Below are 15,961 nucleotides of genomic sequence, written 5' to 3' on the forward strand. Positions count from 1 at the left end.
TCACACGTCCAGCAGGGGGCGGTACTTGATGTGGCGCGCAAAGACCTGCATGAACTGCGGATCAAGGCGCGCGCCCCATACCGCCAGCGAATGGCCGACAAGCCAGAGCGTCACGCCGGGAATCCAGAGTTGCAGGCCAAGCCCGACGGCCGCAGCCAGCGTGCCGTTGGCAATCGCCACGGTGCGCGGTGCGCCGCCGAGGAGAATCGGCTCGGTCAGCGAGCGATGCAGTGGCACCTCGAAGCCGGGCGCGAAACCCGGCATACCTTCATCGACGGCACTCATACGACGGCCCCGCCGGAGAACGAAAAGAAGGACAGGAAGAACGAGGAGGCGGCGAAGGCGATGGACAGACCGAACACGATCTGGATCAGCTTGCGAAAGCCGCCCGAGGTGTCACCGAAGGCGAGCGCGAGCCCGGTGGAAATGATGATGATGACCGCGACGATGCGAGCGACTGGTCCCTGAATCGACTCCAGGATCGACTGCAGGGGGCCTTCCCAAGGCATCGAGGAACCCGCAGCCTGGGCGGTGCCGGTCAGGATTAGCAACAGCGCCGCCAGCAGTAGCCCTTGCGCCGCAGGCCAAGCCAGGCCACGTCTCCGCCCAGCGTGCAAAGCCGGGATTGCAGAAAAGCAGGATGCAGGAAAGATCGTCTGCGTCATGGCAGTTCTCCAGGTGAGGGGATAGACGAGGAGATCGCCGCAGTGGGGGCGGCATCGGGAATTGGCGGCAGCTCAGGAAATGGCGTCTCCAGCGCATCCGCCAGGTGATAGCCCGTACCGTCGAAGCCGACGACACGGGCGATGCTCTCGATGCGGCGTTTGCGCCCGCGCCCGGCGATGTGGATCACCACGTTGACCGCCTCGGCGATCAACGCGCGGGGTGGGTTCACCGCGACTTCGAGGATGAGTTGTTCCAGCCGTAACAAGGCGCCCAGGGCAGAGCCGGCATGGATGGTGGCGATGCCGCCCGGGTGTCCGGTACCCCAGACCTTGATGAGGTCCAGGGCCTCGGCGCCACGCACTTCGCCAACGACCACACGGTCCGGCCGTAGGCGCATGGACGAGCGCACCAGCTCGGTCATCGACACCACGCCTTGCCGCGTGCGCAGCGGCACATGGTCCCGGGCGACGCATTGCAGCTCTACCGTATCTTCGAGCACCAGCACGCGGTCGCCGGTAGCGGCGATCTCGGCCAGTAGCGCGTTGGCCAGCGTGGTCTTGCCCGTGCTGGTGCCGCCGGCGATCAGGATGTTCTGGCGATCGCGCACGGCGCGCACCAGCAGGTCCGCCTGGGCGGCGGTCATCATGCCGTCGGCGATGTAACGCGACAGGGGAATCACCCCTACGGCGCGCTTGCGCAGGGCAAAGGCCGGCCCGGGTGCAGCAGGGGGCAAGATGCCTTCGAAGCGTTCCCCTGTCTCCGGTAGCTCCGCCGTTAGCAGGGGTCGCCCTCGATGCACCTCCGCGCCCACGTGGGCCGCGACCAGCCGGATGATGCGTTCGCCATCCGACTCGGCCAGCTCCACGCCCATGGGCGACCGGCCAGAAGACAGGCGATCCACCCAGAGGGTGCGGTCGGGGTTGAGCATGATTTCCACCACGTCCGGGTCGGCCAGCGCGGCGGCGATGACGGGCCCCATTGCCGTGCGCAGCATCTGGATGCGGCGATCCAACGAAGTCGAGGCCGGCGAACGCGGTGTGGACGGGAACGAGGGCACGGCGCTCATGGGGCACGCTCCGCAGCACGTTCCTGGGCTTGGGCCAGCGCCGCCGCATCATCCATTCGCATAGGGTCGGGGTGCAGTTCCTCCACCACGTCGCGCACCAGGCTGCGTCCGCGCAGTAGGTGGCGACCCAACTGTTCAACGAACTGCTCGAAGCGGGCTTTGCCCTGCGCGCGGGCCGCCTCTTGATGGGCCTCTGGAACCGGCGTGGTGACAGTGAGGAAGTAGCGAATGAACAGCGCCAGCGTTTCGATCTGGATGTTCTGGTCGCGCGCCAGGCGTTCGGTCTGGCGCGCCAGGTGGTCAAGGCGCCTGGCAATGGCGGCCTCGCGTTGATCGCCTGCGTCCGGCGACAGCCAGGACGTCAGGGCGGCGGCCACGATGCTGGATTTCGAGACGCCTTTCTTGGCGGCTAGCTCGTCCAGCCGCTTGGCGTGTTCGGGTTGGATAAAAAGATTCAGGCGGTATTGGCTCATAGCTCGATGCCGTCGTTGGGGTCGAGGGAAGCCAGCCGGGCCGTGCTTTGCATGGCTGGATCGAACTGGCGCGGAAGGAGGAGCGGCACGTCATCGTCGTCATCGAGCAACCCGAGGTCGGCCGCAGGTGTGGCCAGCGCGGGGTCGTAGGCGACGGTTTCAGCAAGCTCGGGCTGACGGCGCGGACCGCCGTCATCGGTGGTGCCTGCGCCGTCACTGGCCAGCCCCCCCGGGGCCACTGGCACGGCTGGAATCGCCAGGCCGCTCCAGTCATCCGGGCGCGAGGGCGGCGCGTCGGCATACGGCCCCGCCGCGAGCGCGGGTGGCGGCAAGACGCGGCTCTTGAAGTTGGCGTCGGCGTAATAGCGCAGCTTCTTCGCCTTGATCGGTGCCACGCTGGACACCATCACCACGGCTTCGTCGGTCGGCAGCTGCATGACTTCGCCCGGCGTCAGCAGCGGGCGGGCCGTCTCCTGGCGCGACACCATGAGGTGCCCGAGCCAGGGCGCGAGGCGATGGCCCGCGTAGTTGCGCTGGGCGCGCAGTTCGGTGGCGGTGCCCAGCGTTTCGGAGATCCGTTTGGCGGTACGTTCGTCGTTGGTGGCAAACGTCACGCGGACGTGGCAGTTGTCGAGGATGGAATGGTTCTGTCCATACGCCTTGTCGATCTGGTTGAGCGACTGCGCAATGAGGAAGCTGCGGATGCCGTAGCCCGCCATGAAGGCAAGGGCTGACTCGAAGAAATCCAGGCGCCCCAGCGCGGGGAACTCATCGAGCATCAGCAACAGCTTGTGGCGGCGCTCGATGCCATCGGCGCCATCGAGCGATTCCGTCAGGCGCCGGCCGATCTGGTTGAGGATCAGGCGAATGAGCGGTTTGGTCCGCGAAATGTCCGACGGCGGCACCACCAGGTACAGCGATACGGGGTGTTCGGTGGAAATGAGGTCGGCGATGCGCCAGTCGCAACGCGACGTGACGTCGGCTACCGTCGGATCGCGGTAAAGGCCGAGAAACGACATGGCGGTGCTCAACACACCGGAACGCTCGTTGTCCGACTTGTTCAGTACCTCGCGGGCAGCGGACGCGACCACCGGGTGCGGTGCGTCGCCCAGGTGCTTCGTGGTCATCATCCGATGCAGGGTCAGCTCGAACGGGCTGGCCGGATCGGACAGGAATTTGGCGACGCCGCGCAGCGTCTTGTCCTCACCCGCGTAGAGCACGTGGAGGATGGCGCCGACCAGCAGTGCGTGCGACGTTTTCTCCCAATGGTTCCTGCGTTCGAGCGCGCCTTCGGGATCGACCAGGATGTCCGCGATGTTCTGCACGTCGCGCACCTCGTGCGCCCCACGCCGCACCTCCAGCAGCGGGTTGTAAGCCGCGGACTTGGCATCGGTCGGGTTGAACAGCAGGCAGTGGCTGAAGCGGCTGCGCCAGCCTGCGGTGATCTGCCAGTTCTCGCCCTTGATGTCGTGGACGACGACGGATGCTGGCCAGCTCAACAGGGTGGGAACGACCAAGCCGACGCCCTTGCCCGAGCGGGTGGGCGCGAACGTCAGGACGTGTTCCGGGCCTTCGTGCCGCAGGTACTGGCCGTCATGCTGGCCGAGGAAGACACCGGCCGGCCGGGTCAGCCCGGCCTTGCGGATGTCGCGGGCATCGGCCCAGCGCGCCGAGCCGTAGGTCGTGACCCGCTTGGCCTGCCGCGAGCGCCAGATCGACATGGCAATAGCGACCACCACGGCCACCAAACCGCTGCCGCCCGCGATGGCGCCCCCGGTGTCGAAGACACGCGGCGCATAGGCATCGTAGAAGAACCACCACTCGAACAGCCGCCAGGGGTGATAGACCGGCGTGCCGAAACAATTGAACCAAGGCGAGCCCAGGCGTAGTTGGTAGCCCAGAGCGGCGGCTGTCCATTGTGTGGCACCCCACACCCCGGCGATCACGATGCCGAAGACGGTGGCAATCTGCCCGAACAACACGCCCTGAGCTTGCATGGCCGGCTCCCGATGTCTGTACTATTCCTCGCTGGAAACGGCACACAGGCGTGCCGCGTCGGCGAGGATCGAAGCCATCGCGGAAGACGGTCAAAGGCCGTTATGGCCCGGATTAAGGCCGAAAAAGTCAGACTTCCATTGGGGCGAAGACAAAGAAAACGCCGCAGGCGCGAGCGCGCTGCGGCGTGTCGGGATGATCGGGAAAAAGCGTTTGGCGCAGATGATGGCTACTGGCTGTGTTGCTCCGGTCGGTCACCGAGGAAGCGGCGATTGGTGGCCTCGGCAGCGCGGCTGCACAGCGCGTCGGAGACCTTTTCGCGCTCCTCGCGGCATAGCCGGCGCACCTCCTTGAGGCGCGCGGGATCGGCGGTGAGCGAGGCCACCGTATCGTCCGGCTGCGCGGGCCCGCAGGCGGACAGTGAGGCGGCCAACACGGCCAAGGCAAATCGGCGAACTGCAGTCATGGCTCATCCTCCATTTCCAGAGTAAGACGATCATCGGCCGCACTGTACTCGTCCTCTAGGGCGAGGGAGGCCACGCGGTCGATGAACCGGGTCAGGGCATCCGAGGCATCCGCCTCCCGGCGCAGTAGATAGGTGGTGAGCGTCGGCGCCCGACCTGCCAGCGGCCGGCCGACGATGCCGGGTTCGCGGGTAGCGGCCAACTGCGAGGCACCTACCAGCGCCAGGGCAAAGCCTGCCGATACCAACGCCATCATCAGGTCGAAGGACAGCACGCGGTCGGATACCAGCGGCTCCACATCCCCGGCGCGCAACAGCCGCTCGATCTGGCTGTTGTAGCCCTCGTAAACGCTGGCGTCGCCCATCACCAGTGGATAGTGGCGCAACTCTTCCAGCGGAATCCGCGCATAGGCGAGCAAGGGATGGCGCGCGGGGATCGCGACCCATAGCGGGTCGTGCCAGGCTGGCTCGGCCAGGATGCCATCCCCCACCTCGGCGGACTGTGCGAAGCCCACGTCGTACAGGTCTTCGTGCAGCCCCTTGATCTGCTGAGCCAGTGGCACCTCCTCGAAGCGGATCGCCACCTCGGGGTCTTCCTGTCGGCACAGCGCCATCAGCGCCGATAAACGTGCAGGCGTGATGCCATCGGAGAGCGCTACCCGCAACTGCTCTTGGTAGCCAGCCGCCGCCGCGCGCACGCTCGCACGGGCCTGCTCCAGGGCTGCAAAGATGCGCGGCACGTGCTCCAGGAACAGCTTGCCCGCCCGGGTCAGCCGCGTGCTGCGTGTGGTGCGTACAAATAACGGCGCGCCCAGGTCCTCTTCTAATTCCTTGATCGTGCGCGACAACGGCGACTGATCGATGTGCAGGCGTTCGGCGGCGCGGGCGAAATGCAACTCTTCGGCAACGGCGAGAAAACAACGCAGGTGACGAAGTTCCATTTCTCAATCTCATCTTTCCCGAATTTAGACCTTGACATCTAGTTAGCTCGCTCAAACCGATGCTCGGTTTCGGCCATTATGCTGCGCGGCCCATATCGAATCGACAGAGGACTTAAGCCTTACTATGAATTCGGCAACTAAACCAGATACCTATTTCTCAAAGTAGTCGCCCAATCCGTAGTTTGCCAAGTAGGATTGCGTATGCACCTGGGTAGTTTCACCTATTATCGCAGGGGAATAAACTTCCTTGATTTCTATAGGACTGGACGTCAATCGGCTCTCAGCAAGATGGAGAACAAGTTGGCGCGAGGATCTTCTGACGGCGTCAGTCCTATGGCCGAGTGATATCATAGATAACTCCAGTCGGAGAGAAACAAAGGTTAAAGGTGGGGTCATCGCACAACCAACAAAGCTGTAGCCTAGAGCCATTCGGCTGTCAAGCTTGCGCCTGCGATAACTTGACAACGATCCGACTTGAAACTCTGAGACTGAAAACGGCGCGATCGGCAATCCGCACAACATGGCCCTGGGACAGTGCTCGTTATTATGCCAAGTTGCCGTGCATCGCTAAGCTAACTAGTACCGATGTACTACTGTTTGTCTCAGGTCAATGGCGTAATCTATGCTCTCGCCCGTCCTGTATGGATTCCATCATGCAAGAAGTTTACTGACATGCAGAACGACTCTTCCAGCGAACGCGAAGAACGCCTCAGTAAGGCCGCCTGCCATGCGCATGCACTCGTGACACTGCTCATCTCCTGGTATGCCATTCCAGAAGAACAGCGCGGCAGTGTGTTGGGTGAGCAACATTTGCTCAACCTGCTGGAGGTACTACAGCAATCGACGCACCAGCTAGTGTCCGAGACTACACACCTAGGGAAAGAAGTAGCGGCAAAAGACCATCCTTGATGGTCAAACGGTAAGCGAATCTAACCCACCGACGGCCCGCGCTGCCTTCCAACCTCCCACGACACGCCTCCACCGCGCACGGTCGCGGCGAGCTGCTGCCCCAGCCGCTGTTCTATCACTGGTCGCCATGGCACCAGGCTGAATCCCACACCGTCATCGAGCATGGCGTAGCGCCCGCTGGCGAGCATGACGCTGCGCCGATAGATACCCGCCACACGCTGCCCGTCCATCGGCGGGCGATGCGGCAAGCCGGTTTCGGTGGTGATGTCCTCTGCAGCCTGAGCTATATCCCGGTCGCGCAGCGTCCCAAGCAGGTTGCGTGCGAGGATCACGCGCTGCCCGTGCCGCTCGGCCAATCCCTGCTCCGCGAGGAAGTCGGCGCGTTGCTGCATGGCCTGCTTGGCGTCTCCACCAAAGCCCTGGTCGCTCAGTTCCTTGCCGCCGCCAATCAACTGCTGATCCAGCCAGGTAGCCCCGATCACCCGCGTCTGCCGTTCGATGGGCAGGTGCGATTTCAGCTCCACCGCCACACCTCCCAGCCGCTGCGCGTCGTACTGGCGGCCACGCTCGGCCAGGTCGTCCGGCACCTTCCATAAGCCATCGGCCACGCGCTCCACGATGCCGGCCCGGCGCAGGGCTTCCAGCCGCCGGACATGGGCGGCGACAACCTCCTGCGGATCGCGATCAGGCTTGGCTCGGCCTTGCTCGATAGCCAGGTGGTGATCGGTGCGATACAGGCCATCGTTCGCCAGTTCAGCGATGTTCCTGTCGGCCGCGCGCACGTCGGCGGAACCCCGCACCTCCACCACCGCGCCGGTGGGATAGTTCGCCAACTCGTCGCGGGCGTTCAAGGTGACGTAGTGGGCCTTGCCGTCCACCCCGTCGATGACCAGATAGCCGCGGTCGTGCAGCTCGTCGGCCAACCCCTTGGCAGCCACGCGGCCAATGACGGTGCGGCCGTCGTCGCCGGGCTCGAATACCGCCAGCTCGCGTGGCTGGCCGCTCCTGGCTCGCTGCATGGTGCGGATGATGTCGCCGCGTTCGCCCATTGCCCGCAAGGTGGTTTCGGCCTCGGCATGAATGATCCACTCGCCGGTTTGCCGCTCGCTGGCCAGCCCCATGCGCTGCAAGTGCTGCAGGCGACCGATCAGCAGCAGACGCTGGCGTTTCAGGCGGGGGATGGCGTCCAGCCGTTCGGTGCGCAGTACCCGGCCATTGGTGGCCTCACGCTGCAAGGTCCGATCCAGGCTGGTCCAGCGCTCCTGCTCCACCTCCCGGACCAGTGCCTCCTGGATCTCCAATTCGGTGTGTGGCCCCAGCCATTCCGTCGCCAGTTCAGCGGCCCGATGGCGAAAGCCATGGGCGATGTAGTCGCCCGCAATGATGAGGTCTTTGCCGGTGTCGTCGCGCCCACGCACGATCAGGTGCGTGTGGGGGTTGTCCGTGTTCCAGTGATCGACCGCCACCCAGTCCAGCCGCGTCCCCAGGTCGGCTTCCATCCGGTTCATCAGATGCCGGGTGTAGGTGCGCAGGTCGTCCAGCTCGGCGCCGTCCTCGGGCGAGACGATGAAGCGAAAGTGGTGCCGGTCGTCCGCGGCCCGCTCCTTGAACGCATCCAGGTCGGCTGCATCGGTTTGCGACCCGTAGGCTCGGCCTGGCTCGCCGTCACGGCCTACGCCCTCGCGTTCGATGTAGCGCAGGTGCTTGGCGAGAGATTGCGGGCTAGCCCGCTGGTGATTGACCAGCAGCGTCTTGATGGTCACGCGCCGCGCCATGGGCGTTAGCTTCGCCCCGGCGAAGCGAGCCGCCGTATGGCCGCGCCCCAGGCGCGAGCCGGGGCGCTGGCTGGTGCCGGACGCCCCAGGACGACGCACTGCCGCCTTGCCGCTGCTGGCTTTGCCGGCGTGCTTGAGCACCTTGGCAACGAAGCTCTGCCCCTGGCCCTTGCCCCGGTTCTTCGGGGCGCTGGGGCGCACCCGGAAATCGTCGTCGCGACGGTTGGTCATCGCGGTTCTCCCTGCAAGCTCTGGCGTGTCCTGGCGTGGGAAGCACGCGGACATGCCTGCATTGGCGCGATTCTCGCGCCGGACGCGGCACGGCGGCGAAGCCGCGCCGTGCCGCGTCTCCCCCACGTGCAGACTGGCTTTGCGGGTGGCCGAGTGCCGCCCCCTTTTGTCTTGCCTTCCGCCTTTGCCCCTCGCTCCCGCTCCGGGCATCGGCGGCCCGGCGGCGCTGCTGCACCAGCAGTCAGGCCGCCAGCGAACGCGCCAATGGCCGCAGGCCAGGCGCGTTCGAGGCAAGACGCCTGCACGTTGGACGGCGACGCCGAAGGCAGCGCGACGTGCGGTGCGAATGCACCCGCACTGCACGCGCGACGACACGGGAGCAGCAGCCGGAACGGCATGTCCGATGGCACGATCAAAGGCACGGCAACGTGCAGCGGATGGGCGGCCATCATGGGCGAGACTCCAGCCAAACCGGATGCGCGACGCCGATCACGGCGGAGGCGCTGACCGGGCCGAAATAGCGGCTGTCGAACGACGCCGGATTGGTCACGCTCAACAGAAACAGCTCGCCCGGGCCGAGGCGGCGGCAAAGCGGCCAGGACGGCAGCGGTCGGCCTAGCCGGTCGGCAGGCAGCGCGGCGGCCACCGGCACGCCGTCGATGCGCACCTGACCGGCGACGATGCAGACGTGCTGCGGGGCGACCGCGCCCACACGTTTGAGCAGCGGCACACCCGCCGGCAGGTAGCCGCGCTGCGCAGCCAACGCGGCGGCATCTGGCGGTAGCGTGCTAAGGACGATGCTGCCCACGGACAGCGGACGTGGCCGCGAGCCGGGTCGGTGCTGGAGCGGATCGACGCGATACCAGCCGACCGCCACGCTATCGGACGGGTTGTAGATCAGGCGCGGCGGTGGCTGCACGAACGCCGCCCAGGCCAGCGCAGCGAGGCCGCAGGCGGCACAGCCCGCCAGCACGAGGCGAGCGCGTAAGCGCGAACGAGGCTGCGGCGCGGGCGTGCATGCGGGGGTGGCATTAGCGATCATGGTAGCGCCCCCCTGCCAGCCAGGCGGCGTGCCGCTCGGCGGTGTATTCGGGCAGCGGCAGGCGGGCCGCCAGACGGTTGCCCAGCGTGCGCCAGTACGCGGGCGATACGTCGATGACGGCGATGCCTTGCGCCTCAATGCCATCGATGCACTCCAGCACCGCGCGCACCTGGTTCTCGCCTTCGGCGTGCAGCAGCAAGCGCGCCCCCGGTTGCACGCCGGGGATGCGCTGCGCCGCATCGAGCGGCGTGCAAGCCTGCATCACCATGAGTTGCCAGCGGATCGTGCCGTAGTCGTTGGCTTGCCAGCGAATACGGCAGAACATCGCGCCCGGCAGGAACACGGCGCAACGCCGCCAGCGGTCGAGCCGCAGCGTGCGCACCGGTTCGCCGAAGCGCAGATAGAGCTTGAAGCGCGGCTCGATGTAGGCGAGCGATACGCGAGTCAGCGGCACGTTGCCGGCTTGGCCGGCGAGTGCTGGAAGCGCCTGCGGCGGCGCAACCGTGGTCGCGTTCGCGGCGGTCGAGAGGAATGCGATCATGGCGTGTCCTCCAGGCTGTTCTCAGGAAACTCCCGCTCCAGCAGGCTGCGCAGCAGTTCGGCCACAGTCACGCCTCGGGTGAAGGCCGTCACCTTGATGCGCGCCCGCATGGCGGGCGTGATGTCGAGTGTCAGGCGCGCGCTGTAGAGATCGCCCTTCTGCAAGGCGTCGGCGTCGCCCTGGCGAATCCACGCCTCGGCGTGCGGATTCGCGGGTGGACGCGCGCCGATGCCAACGCGCTTGCTGCTGCGGGCGCCGTGACGTGTGCTGTTGCCGCTGCTCATGTTGGCCACCGCAGCAGTTCGTCCACCAGCACGGTGATTTCGCGCGCCGCGGCGCTGTCGGGCGCGGTTTCGCGGGCGAGCCGGCCCGCGGCCACGCTGTCGGCGAAGACGATGCGCTGGTGGATCTCCGAGCGCAGCGCGGGCAGCGGCTGTTCGGCCAGCGACTGCCGCGCCTCGCGCCCGATGATGGTGGTACTGACGCGCCGATTGATGACGAAGGCCGCCGCTAGCTGCGGCCGAAATACTTGCGCTTCGCGGATCAGCGCGACCATCTCGGCGGAAGCCCATACGTCGTAGGCGCTAGGCTGCACGGGAATCAGCACGCGCTCGGCCGCCAGCAGCGCGGAGCGCGCCAGGGCGGCGATGCGCGGCGGGCCGTCGATGATGACGTGATCGGCACGGAGGGCCAGCTCCGGCGCCTCTTGATGCAGCGTCTCGCGGGCCAAGCCCACGGCGCTGAACAGCCGGGGCAAGCCCTGCTGGCTTCTGCGCTGCGTCCAGTCGAGAGAGGACCCCTGCGGGTCCGCGTCCAGCAGCACGACATGCTGGCCGCGCAGCGCCAGTTCGCCGGCGATGTGTGTTGCGAGGGTGGTCTTGCCGACGCCGCCTTTCTGATTGAGGAGCGCGAAGATCATGGCGTGGCCCTCCTTGCTGGAGGGTTGGCCTCGCCGTGCCGTTGGGTGGTTGTCCACCGAAACGGCGTGCTTCTACTAAAAGTTATGTATTTCTTGTTAGGTAAGTTAAAGGAGGCGCAACGCCGCGCCATTGTTGCCTTTCCGGTGTTTTCATACGCCTGATAGCACGAGGGGCTTACTCCGGATAGCACGATACCCGCTGCGCCTGATAGCACGAGACCGTCCACACCTTGTCCCTCAGTTATCCCCGTGCCGTGGCCCGCACGCGACGGAAGGCCAACAGCTCGGTTCCCTCTTCCGGTATCCGCACGATGCTCAGGGTGTAGCCGGGCAACGACTGCCGCGCGACCAGCACGCGCAGGTCGTAGGCGAAGTCCGAGAAGCGCGCCGTGCTGCCCGACTTGCGGTGCAGGTGCCGGAAGTCGAATTGCCAGCCGTCCGGCTGCTTGCCGCCGTGCTTGCGCACCAGGCGGTACAGCCAGCGCTCGATACCGCCTTTCAGCCGGAAATACGCGGGGTCGATGGTCAGCACCAGAGCGGCGTCGAGCACGCCCGCATAGAACCAGTCCGGCAGGATCAGCTCGATGCCCTGTGGCACGCCCTTGGCGTCGGCCAACTCGCGCCATTCGTTGATCCAGGAGAAGCGGTGCAGGCGCCGCCCGGTTGTCTCGCGAATCGACGTGGCCACCGTGGTCGATTGCAGCCGGTCGAGCGCAGCTTTCAGGCGCACGTAGTCGCGTAGCGACGTGCCGCGTCCGATGAAGCGCAGGATCTCGTAGGGGGTGGCGCGTATCCAGCGCGACGGGCGCAAGCCCGCGTCGCGCGCCTCCACGATCTGCGAAGCGGCCCATATCAACACATCGGCATCCCAAATCGTGGCGATGCCATGTTCCTGCGTGCCCTCCACGCGAATGGTGACATTGCCGCTGCGGAAGTCGATCGGCGCCGTGCGCCGTGACTTCGCCAGCGAGAAGAACGGATAGGCCATCAGGTCCTGGGCGTCGCGCGGCGCCATGTCGCCCGGCAACGCGCGGAACAGGTCGAGCTGTTCCCGCTCCTGCAATGGGCTGGACATGGCGATGGCCACCGGCGAGCTGCCGATCAACGCGCACGGCTATCCGCCGAGTGGTGCTCGGCGTACTCGACATCGGACGTGCTCTCGAAGCTGCGCTCGGCGGCCTAGGCATCAAGGTCGGTGAGGGCGTACATGACGCGGCGACCGAACTTGCGAAAGCGCGGGCCACCACCCATCACGCGCTGCTTTTCCAGCGTCCGTGGACTCAGGCGCAGGTACGCGGCGGCTTCGTCGTTGGTGAGGTAGCGGGGTGGCTGGGCGTTGTGCGGCGTGGCGGCGGGCGCCTCCTGGGGCCGCAGCGGTGCGTATCGCATGAGGTGATCCTCCATCAAGTCCGGCGCACGATGCGACCGGTGGAGGCAGTCTCAGAAAACGCCAGCCGCCTGCTCAGGGCCGTTTTGGCTATGGGCAAAACGGCCCTGTTCAAGAGGGTCGTTCTGCAGCAGGCGGCGGTAGCCGCCGCGCATCAGCGCCTCGCCGCGCCGCACCAGGCGGCGCGTGCGGGCCCGCAAGCCACTATCAGTGTGCCAGCCCGCCGCCACGGCGTCGGCGCCGAACAGGCCGGTCGCCACCTCGCGCAGAGACGCGCCTGCCAGGTAGCCGTCGAGTGCTTGCAGGCTGTGCAGTTCCTGAAGGGCCGTTGGCGATGGGCGTTCCCGTGCCTGGGCAAAGGCTTGCGGGCTGTGGCCCTCCAGCGAGGCCACGCCGAGCGCCAGGGCGCGATGGCTGGCCCGCGCAGCCTCTGCCGTGAAGCTAGTCGCGGCTCGGGTACCGAAAGCGCAGGCCATGCCATCGCGCAGACCGGGAGCCAATGCGAGGCGCAGATGCCGCCCCGGCAGGTCCACGGCCAGCCGCAGGCGCCGGCCATCAGAGTGCAAGCGCTTATGGCCCGGCAGCGCCCAAAGGTCGAACCGCCAGCCCTCTTCGGGAGCATCCAGGTCGGGATGCAGTTGCGCCGAGGCGGCCGGATCGGGTCCCCAGTCCGGGTGCGCATCGCGCGCATCCAAGGCGGGATCTTCGAGCGAGCGCAGTCCCCAGCGCTGCGCCGCATCGGGCCTGTGCCGGCGGCGCTGCCAGTCGCTCTGATAGTCGGGATGGCGGCGTAGATACTCCCAGGCCAGTCCGGGGCCATCGAGATGCAGCACGTAAAGATAGGCGGCGCTGGGATGCCAAGGATGCCCGTGGCGGATGTCGGTCGCTTCCATGAGCACGCTCTGTGAAGTGGAAGAAACGTCGCCATCGGCGGGGGGTTACACTGTGGAAATAAGACCGATGGGGACCGCTGCGTTGCGCAACGGGTCCGAATGCGACGGCTGCGCAGTGGGTAACCCGCGCGCGGCAGCGCCGACGGTGCTGCAAGATGCGTCCCGCATCATGGCCGTTTGCGCCTGAGATGCGCGGATTGGCGCAAGAATCCGGATTCAGGCCGTGCAGGTCTTGCGCGAGACCGAAACGGCCTCAATGCGCGCGGGTTGCGGTCCATCGAAGTCGGCATCGCTCAGTCGGTGATCGAGCCATTTTCCTCGGCCAGCCGCACGTACTCCGAGAGTGGCCGTACCGCCTGGAAGTATCGATCCCGTCGTACTGGAAGCTTACGCGGTCCAACGATGCCGGCCAGGTCGGACAGCTTGACCGTGCCCAGGGCTGGCATGCCGATGCCGAGGTCAATGAGCCCCCAGGCCGTATCGCCATCGGCCGGATCGAGCGAGGCCAGCAGCCAGCTCGCATGCGCGTCCGGGGTGAACAAGCGAACTACAGGCAGTGGATCGACGAGTTGGCCAAGGGCGCGCGTCCTGCCGTTGGCCAGGAGCCGAACGCGTTCGTCAGTCGTGGTCAGTGGCAGGTTCATGGTAGGCGCTCCACAAAAGCGGGAACGTGCTTTCGTGCGTAAGCACGGGTATGCAAGCCATCAAATCCATCAAAGCACGAAAGCACACAGGCGTCTTTCTCGGAATCCGTAAAGCTACGAAAGCGACGTTCCGGATCGGATGAAATCCGCCGATGTGGTTTTCTGTAAAGGCACGGATCGCGTAATGAGTTAAAGATAACGTGGTTTTAGTTGTACGGCAAAACCACGCTGCTGCTCATGCAGAAGCGAACCGTTCAACGTGGCCGCCCGATTGGCGCCACCACCTACGATGCCCGTCTGGCGCGCGCCTTCGGCGCGGCGGTGCGTGCGCTGCGCAGTGAAAAAGGGCTCGGACAGGAGTTGCTGGCGCATCGGGCCGGCGTCGAGCGGTCGCATATGGGCAAGGTGGAGCGTGGCGAACACCTGCCCACGCTGGCGATCGTCTTCAAGATCGCCCAGGCGCTTAAGTGCAGTACGGCTGTACTGATGGCCGAAACGGAGCGGCAGCTTGCTGCCGTGCCGGAGGCTGCCGATGAAAGCGCCCCGCCTGGAGGCGGGGCGCGTTGAGCGGCCGTCAGGCCGCCTGGGGCTTGCTGCGCGACCAGAGCAGGTCGTATGTGCCGTCCTCGCTTTCGAGCAGGCGGGCATAGATCGGGGTCGGAAACGAAGGGTCGTCGAGGGTCACGGAGATGTAGTCACGCCCGGCCTCGCTGGTCTTTTTCCAGCCTGCACCGATGTCGTGGCCGGCGGCCTGGACGCGGAAGTCAGGGGCCTTCTCGCTGTCGCTCTTGTCGTTGGGTACCAGCTTGACCTTGATGTTGAGCATCAAGGTGTGCAGCGTGCCGATGTAGCCGTTCTTGTCTGCGGTGAAGGTGCCGATGTTAGCCATGGTGATTTCTCCTTTCGGGTTGACCAAGGTCGCGCCAGTGCGTCCTTGTTGTGATCCGGCCGGTGGAGGATGGGCTGGCCGCACCGCGCAGCGGTCGCAACGCAGTGGAGAGCCTGGAGGCGAAAAGAATTTGTTCCGCGAGGAATGCGCGTAGCGCAGGGGAAATTGTTTTCGCTGGAAGGTTGCGGCCATGAAGCCCAAGGCGCAGCCGTGCCTCCACCAGGATTCACGACAAACAAGGACGTACTGGCGCTGCCTCAATCCGAATGGTGACATGGCCGACTCGGCCTCTCCGCTGGAGGGCTACATTGGCACGCTGCATACCCTGTTCGCGCACGCCGCACCCCAACGGCAAGAGCGACCGCGAGAAAGCTGGCGTCGCCTACGGCGGCGTCCTGCCTCGTCATGGCGGCAAGGCAGAAGACCCGCGAGGCCGGGCACGAACACTGTGCTACTGACCCATCCTTCGTGTCCGGGCTATTGAACCGCCAGCGTGGGGGACAGCACGCACCTGCACAACCTGCCGCAGCAAGCGCCAGCGTGTTTGCCCGCGCCCCGCCTCCAGGCGGGGCGCTGGTCGATCCGATCCGGCGCAGCCGGTTCGGCCGCTGGGAGGGGCGCCAAGCGGCGCGCGGCGGGGATAGCCCGTAGGGCGGTCCCCTGGAGGCAAGCGCAGCGCGCAGCACCGGGCGCGGCCACTGCAGCGCCCGGTTTTGCATTCACCGCGCCCAGGCCGGAACGGCCTGGGCGCGGTGCTGAACGCCTTCCGCGAAGCGCCCCGGCCTCGACCGGGGCGCTTGCCTTCTGCGCGGGTTAAGCGGCCAGCGCCTCGGAGGACTCATCCACCCTTGCCTCGGCGTTCTCTGGGGTGTCCTGGCCGTCTTCCTGCGCGGCCTCCTGCGGACCTGCGATCTTGCAGAAGGCGGGCATCCAGCCCGTACCCTCGGCCAGTCACGTGCAGGCAGCCGGCAATTCTGGAGCCGTCAACTCCATCCTAGGCTCTGTACGAAAAATACTGGCGCAGACAGCGCAGCGTGCAAGCGAGCGTGACCATCGCCGCGAAACTTTTTGCCAGCTTGTCGTAGCGAGTGCCGATCCTGCGACTCTCCTTCAGCCAGCCGAACATC

18 protein-coding genes and 2 pseudogenes are annotated in these 15,961 nt (G+C 66.1%); 2 read left to right on the forward strand and 18 right to left on the reverse strand.

Annotation, left to right across the window (positions count from 1 at the left end):
- From AR540_RS00180 to AR540_RS00210, 7 genes are all read right to left on the reverse strand, one after another.
- Entirely contained in the window at window positions 1–285 is a 285-nt protein-coding gene (locus AR540_RS00180) for a VirB3 family type IV secretion system protein (protein ID WP_059225848.1), read from the reverse strand.
- On the reverse strand, window positions 282–665 hold the full coding sequence (locus AR540_RS00185; protein ID WP_059225849.1) for a TrbC/VirB2 family protein: 384 nt from the start codon (window positions 663–665) through the stop codon (window positions 282–284). The genes AR540_RS00180 and AR540_RS00185 overlap by 4 nt, the downstream gene beginning before the upstream one ends.
- Window positions 662–1,732 carry a P-type conjugative transfer ATPase TrbB gene (trbB, locus tag AR540_RS00190; protein ID WP_059225850.1) on the reverse strand — a complete coding sequence of 357 codons (1,071 nt, stop codon included), beginning with the start codon at window positions 1,730–1,732 and terminating at the stop codon, window positions 662–664. Before trbB ends, AR540_RS00185 begins: the two co-directional genes overlap by 4 nt.
- Complete coding sequence (locus AR540_RS00195; RefSeq protein WP_059225851.1) at window positions 1,729–2,205, reverse strand: ribbon-helix-helix protein, CopG family; 477 nt, start codon at window positions 2,203–2,205, stop codon at window positions 1,729–1,731. The genes trbB and AR540_RS00195 overlap by 4 nt, the downstream gene beginning before the upstream one ends.
- Window positions 2,202–4,202 (reverse strand): conjugal transfer protein TraG, encoded by a 2,001-nt coding sequence (locus tag AR540_RS00200; protein ID WP_059225852.1) that lies wholly within the window; start codon window positions 4,200–4,202, stop codon window positions 2,202–2,204. Before AR540_RS00200 ends, AR540_RS00195 begins: the two co-directional genes overlap by 4 nt.
- 227 nt (window positions 4,203–4,429) lie before the next feature.
- A complete protein-coding gene (locus AR540_RS00205) occupies window positions 4,430–4,666 on the reverse strand; it encodes an EexN family lipoprotein (protein ID WP_059225853.1) in 237 nt (78 codons plus the stop codon).
- Window positions 4,663–5,604, reverse strand: a complete 942-nt coding sequence (locus tag AR540_RS00210; RefSeq protein WP_059225854.1) for a LysR family transcriptional regulator — start codon at window positions 5,602–5,604, stop codon at window positions 4,663–4,665. Before AR540_RS00210 ends, AR540_RS00205 begins: the two co-directional genes overlap by 4 nt.
- Before the next feature lie 672 nt (window positions 5,605–6,276).
- On the opposite strand from AR540_RS00210, the gene AR540_RS25100 reads away from it, so the two are divergent.
- Window positions 6,277–6,513 (forward strand): hypothetical protein, encoded by a 237-nt coding sequence (locus AR540_RS25100; protein ID WP_153014134.1) that lies wholly within the window; start codon window positions 6,277–6,279, stop codon window positions 6,511–6,513.
- A 20-nt stretch (window positions 6,514–6,533) separates the two neighbouring features.
- Here AR540_RS25100 and AR540_RS00215 read toward each other — a convergent pair whose 3' ends face one another.
- The 9 genes and pseudogenes from AR540_RS00215 to AR540_RS00255 all read right to left on the reverse strand — a co-directional run bounded on the left by AR540_RS00215 (window position 6,534) and on the right by AR540_RS00255 (window position 13,945).
- The gene (locus AR540_RS00215; protein ID WP_059225855.1) at window positions 6,534–8,519 is read right to left on the reverse strand and encodes a relaxase/mobilization nuclease and DUF3363 domain-containing protein; all 1,986 of its coding nucleotides are present in this window, start codon (window positions 8,517–8,519) and stop codon (window positions 6,534–6,536) included.
- Between the two features lie 448 nt (window positions 8,520–8,967).
- On the reverse strand, window positions 8,968–9,561 hold the full coding sequence (locus AR540_RS00220) for a S26 family signal peptidase (protein WP_059225856.1): 594 nt from the start codon (window positions 9,559–9,561) through the stop codon (window positions 8,968–8,970).
- Window positions 9,551–10,102 carry a DUF2840 domain-containing protein gene (locus AR540_RS00225; protein WP_059225857.1) on the reverse strand — a complete coding sequence of 184 codons (552 nt, stop codon included), beginning with the start codon at window positions 10,100–10,102 and terminating at the stop codon, window positions 9,551–9,553. The genes AR540_RS00220 and AR540_RS00225 overlap by 11 nt, the downstream gene beginning before the upstream one ends.
- Window positions 10,099–10,386 carry a hypothetical protein gene (locus tag AR540_RS00230; protein ID WP_059226046.1) on the reverse strand — a complete coding sequence of 96 codons (288 nt, stop codon included), beginning with the start codon at window positions 10,384–10,386 and terminating at the stop codon, window positions 10,099–10,101. The genes AR540_RS00225 and AR540_RS00230 overlap by 4 nt, the downstream gene beginning before the upstream one ends.
- Window positions 10,383–11,021, reverse strand: a complete 639-nt coding sequence (gene parA / locus AR540_RS00235; protein WP_059225858.1) for a ParA family partition ATPase — start codon at window positions 11,019–11,021, stop codon at window positions 10,383–10,385. The genes AR540_RS00230 and parA overlap by 4 nt, the downstream gene beginning before the upstream one ends.
- Window positions 11,022–11,262: 241 nt before the next feature.
- Window positions 11,263–12,096 carry a replication initiator protein A gene (locus AR540_RS00240; RefSeq protein WP_059226047.1) on the reverse strand — a complete coding sequence of 278 codons (834 nt, stop codon included), beginning with the start codon at window positions 12,094–12,096 and terminating at the stop codon, window positions 11,263–11,265.
- A gap of 26 nt (window positions 12,097–12,122) precedes the next feature.
- Window positions 12,123–12,410: pseudogene (locus AR540_RS00245) on the reverse strand (helix-turn-helix transcriptional regulator).
- Window positions 12,411–12,461: 51 nt separating this feature from the next.
- On the reverse strand, window positions 12,462–13,301 hold the full coding sequence (locus AR540_RS00250; RefSeq protein ID WP_059225859.1) for a DUF2285 domain-containing protein: 840 nt from the start codon (window positions 13,299–13,301) through the stop codon (window positions 12,462–12,464).
- A 293-nt stretch (window positions 13,302–13,594) separates the two neighbouring features.
- Window positions 13,595–13,945 (reverse strand): DUF2958 domain-containing protein, encoded by a 351-nt coding sequence (locus AR540_RS00255; protein ID WP_059225860.1) that lies wholly within the window; start codon window positions 13,943–13,945, stop codon window positions 13,595–13,597.
- A gap of 210 nt (window positions 13,946–14,155) precedes the next feature.
- Between AR540_RS00255 and AR540_RS00260 the strand changes: the two genes are divergently transcribed.
- Window positions 14,156–14,512 (forward strand): helix-turn-helix domain-containing protein, encoded by a 357-nt coding sequence (locus AR540_RS00260; RefSeq protein WP_442963752.1) that lies wholly within the window; start codon window positions 14,156–14,158, stop codon window positions 14,510–14,512.
- 7 nt (window positions 14,513–14,519) lie between these two features.
- Here the strand turns inward: AR540_RS00260 and AR540_RS00265 are convergent, their stop codons facing one another.
- Both AR540_RS00265 and AR540_RS25110 read right to left on the reverse strand, forming a co-directional pair.
- Window positions 14,520–14,834 (reverse strand): DUF736 domain-containing protein, encoded by a 315-nt coding sequence (locus tag AR540_RS00265; RefSeq protein ID WP_059225861.1) that lies wholly within the window; start codon window positions 14,832–14,834, stop codon window positions 14,520–14,522.
- A 994-nt stretch (window positions 14,835–15,828) separates the two neighbouring features.
- Window positions 15,829–15,961 (reverse strand): annotated as a pseudogene (locus AR540_RS25110) (IS5/IS1182 family transposase); the annotation flags it as partial.

The organism is Pseudomonas sp. EpS/L25 (genome assembly GCF_001512295.1).
Classification (GTDB): domain Bacteria; phylum Pseudomonadota; class Gammaproteobacteria; order Pseudomonadales; family Pseudomonadaceae; genus Chryseomonas.

Excerpts from the sequence above, each read along its gene's own strand:
- AR540_RS00180 (WP_059225848.1), bottom strand. The coding sequence starts at position 285 with ATGAGTGCCGTCGATGAAGGTATGCCGGGTTTCGCGCCCGGCTTCGAG.
- AR540_RS00185 (WP_059225849.1), bottom strand. The coding sequence starts at position 665 with ATGACGCAGACGATCTTTCCTGCATCCTGCTTTTCTGCAATCCCGGCT.
- trbB (WP_059225850.1), bottom strand. The coding sequence starts at position 1,732 with ATGAGCGCCGTGCCCTCGTTCCCGTCCACACCGCGTTCGCCGGCCTCG.
- AR540_RS00195 (WP_059225851.1), bottom strand. The coding sequence starts at position 2,205 with ATGAGCCAATACCGCCTGAATCTTTTTATCCAACCCGAACACGCCAAG.
- AR540_RS00200 (WP_059225852.1), bottom strand. The coding sequence starts at position 4,202 with ATGCAAGCTCAGGGCGTGTTGTTCGGGCAGATTGCCACCGTCTTCGGC.
- AR540_RS00205 (WP_059225853.1), bottom strand. The coding sequence starts at position 4,666 with ATGACTGCAGTTCGCCGATTTGCCTTGGCCGTGTTGGCCGCCTCACTG.
- AR540_RS00210 (WP_059225854.1), bottom strand. The coding sequence starts at position 5,604 with ATGGAACTTCGTCACCTGCGTTGTTTTCTCGCCGTTGCCGAAGAGTTG.
- AR540_RS25100 (WP_153014134.1), top strand. The coding sequence starts at position 6,277 with ATGCAGAACGACTCTTCCAGCGAACGCGAAGAACGCCTCAGTAAGGCC.
- AR540_RS00215 (WP_059225855.1), bottom strand. The coding sequence starts at position 8,519 with ATGACCAACCGTCGCGACGACGATTTCCGGGTGCGCCCCAGCGCCCCG.
- AR540_RS00220 (WP_059225856.1), bottom strand. The coding sequence starts at position 9,561 with ATGATCGCTAATGCCACCCCCGCATGCACGCCCGCGCCGCAGCCTCGT.
- AR540_RS00225 (WP_059225857.1), bottom strand. The coding sequence starts at position 10,102 with ATGATCGCATTCCTCTCGACCGCCGCGAACGCGACCACGGTTGCGCCG.
- AR540_RS00230 (WP_059226046.1), bottom strand. The coding sequence starts at position 10,386 with ATGAGCAGCGGCAACAGCACACGTCACGGCGCCCGCAGCAGCAAGCGC.
- parA (WP_059225858.1), bottom strand. The coding sequence starts at position 11,021 with ATGATCTTCGCGCTCCTCAATCAGAAAGGCGGCGTCGGCAAGACCACC.
- AR540_RS00240 (WP_059226047.1), bottom strand. The coding sequence starts at position 12,096 with ATGTCCAGCCCATTGCAGGAGCGGGAACAGCTCGACCTGTTCCGCGCG.
- AR540_RS00250 (WP_059225859.1), bottom strand. The coding sequence starts at position 13,301 with ATGGAAGCGACCGACATCCGCCACGGGCATCCTTGGCATCCCAGCGCC.
- AR540_RS00255 (WP_059225860.1), bottom strand. The coding sequence starts at position 13,945 with ATGAACCTGCCACTGACCACGACTGACGAACGCGTTCGGCTCCTGGCC.
- AR540_RS00265 (WP_059225861.1), bottom strand. The coding sequence starts at position 14,834 with ATGGCTAACATCGGCACCTTCACCGCAGACAAGAACGGCTACATCGGC.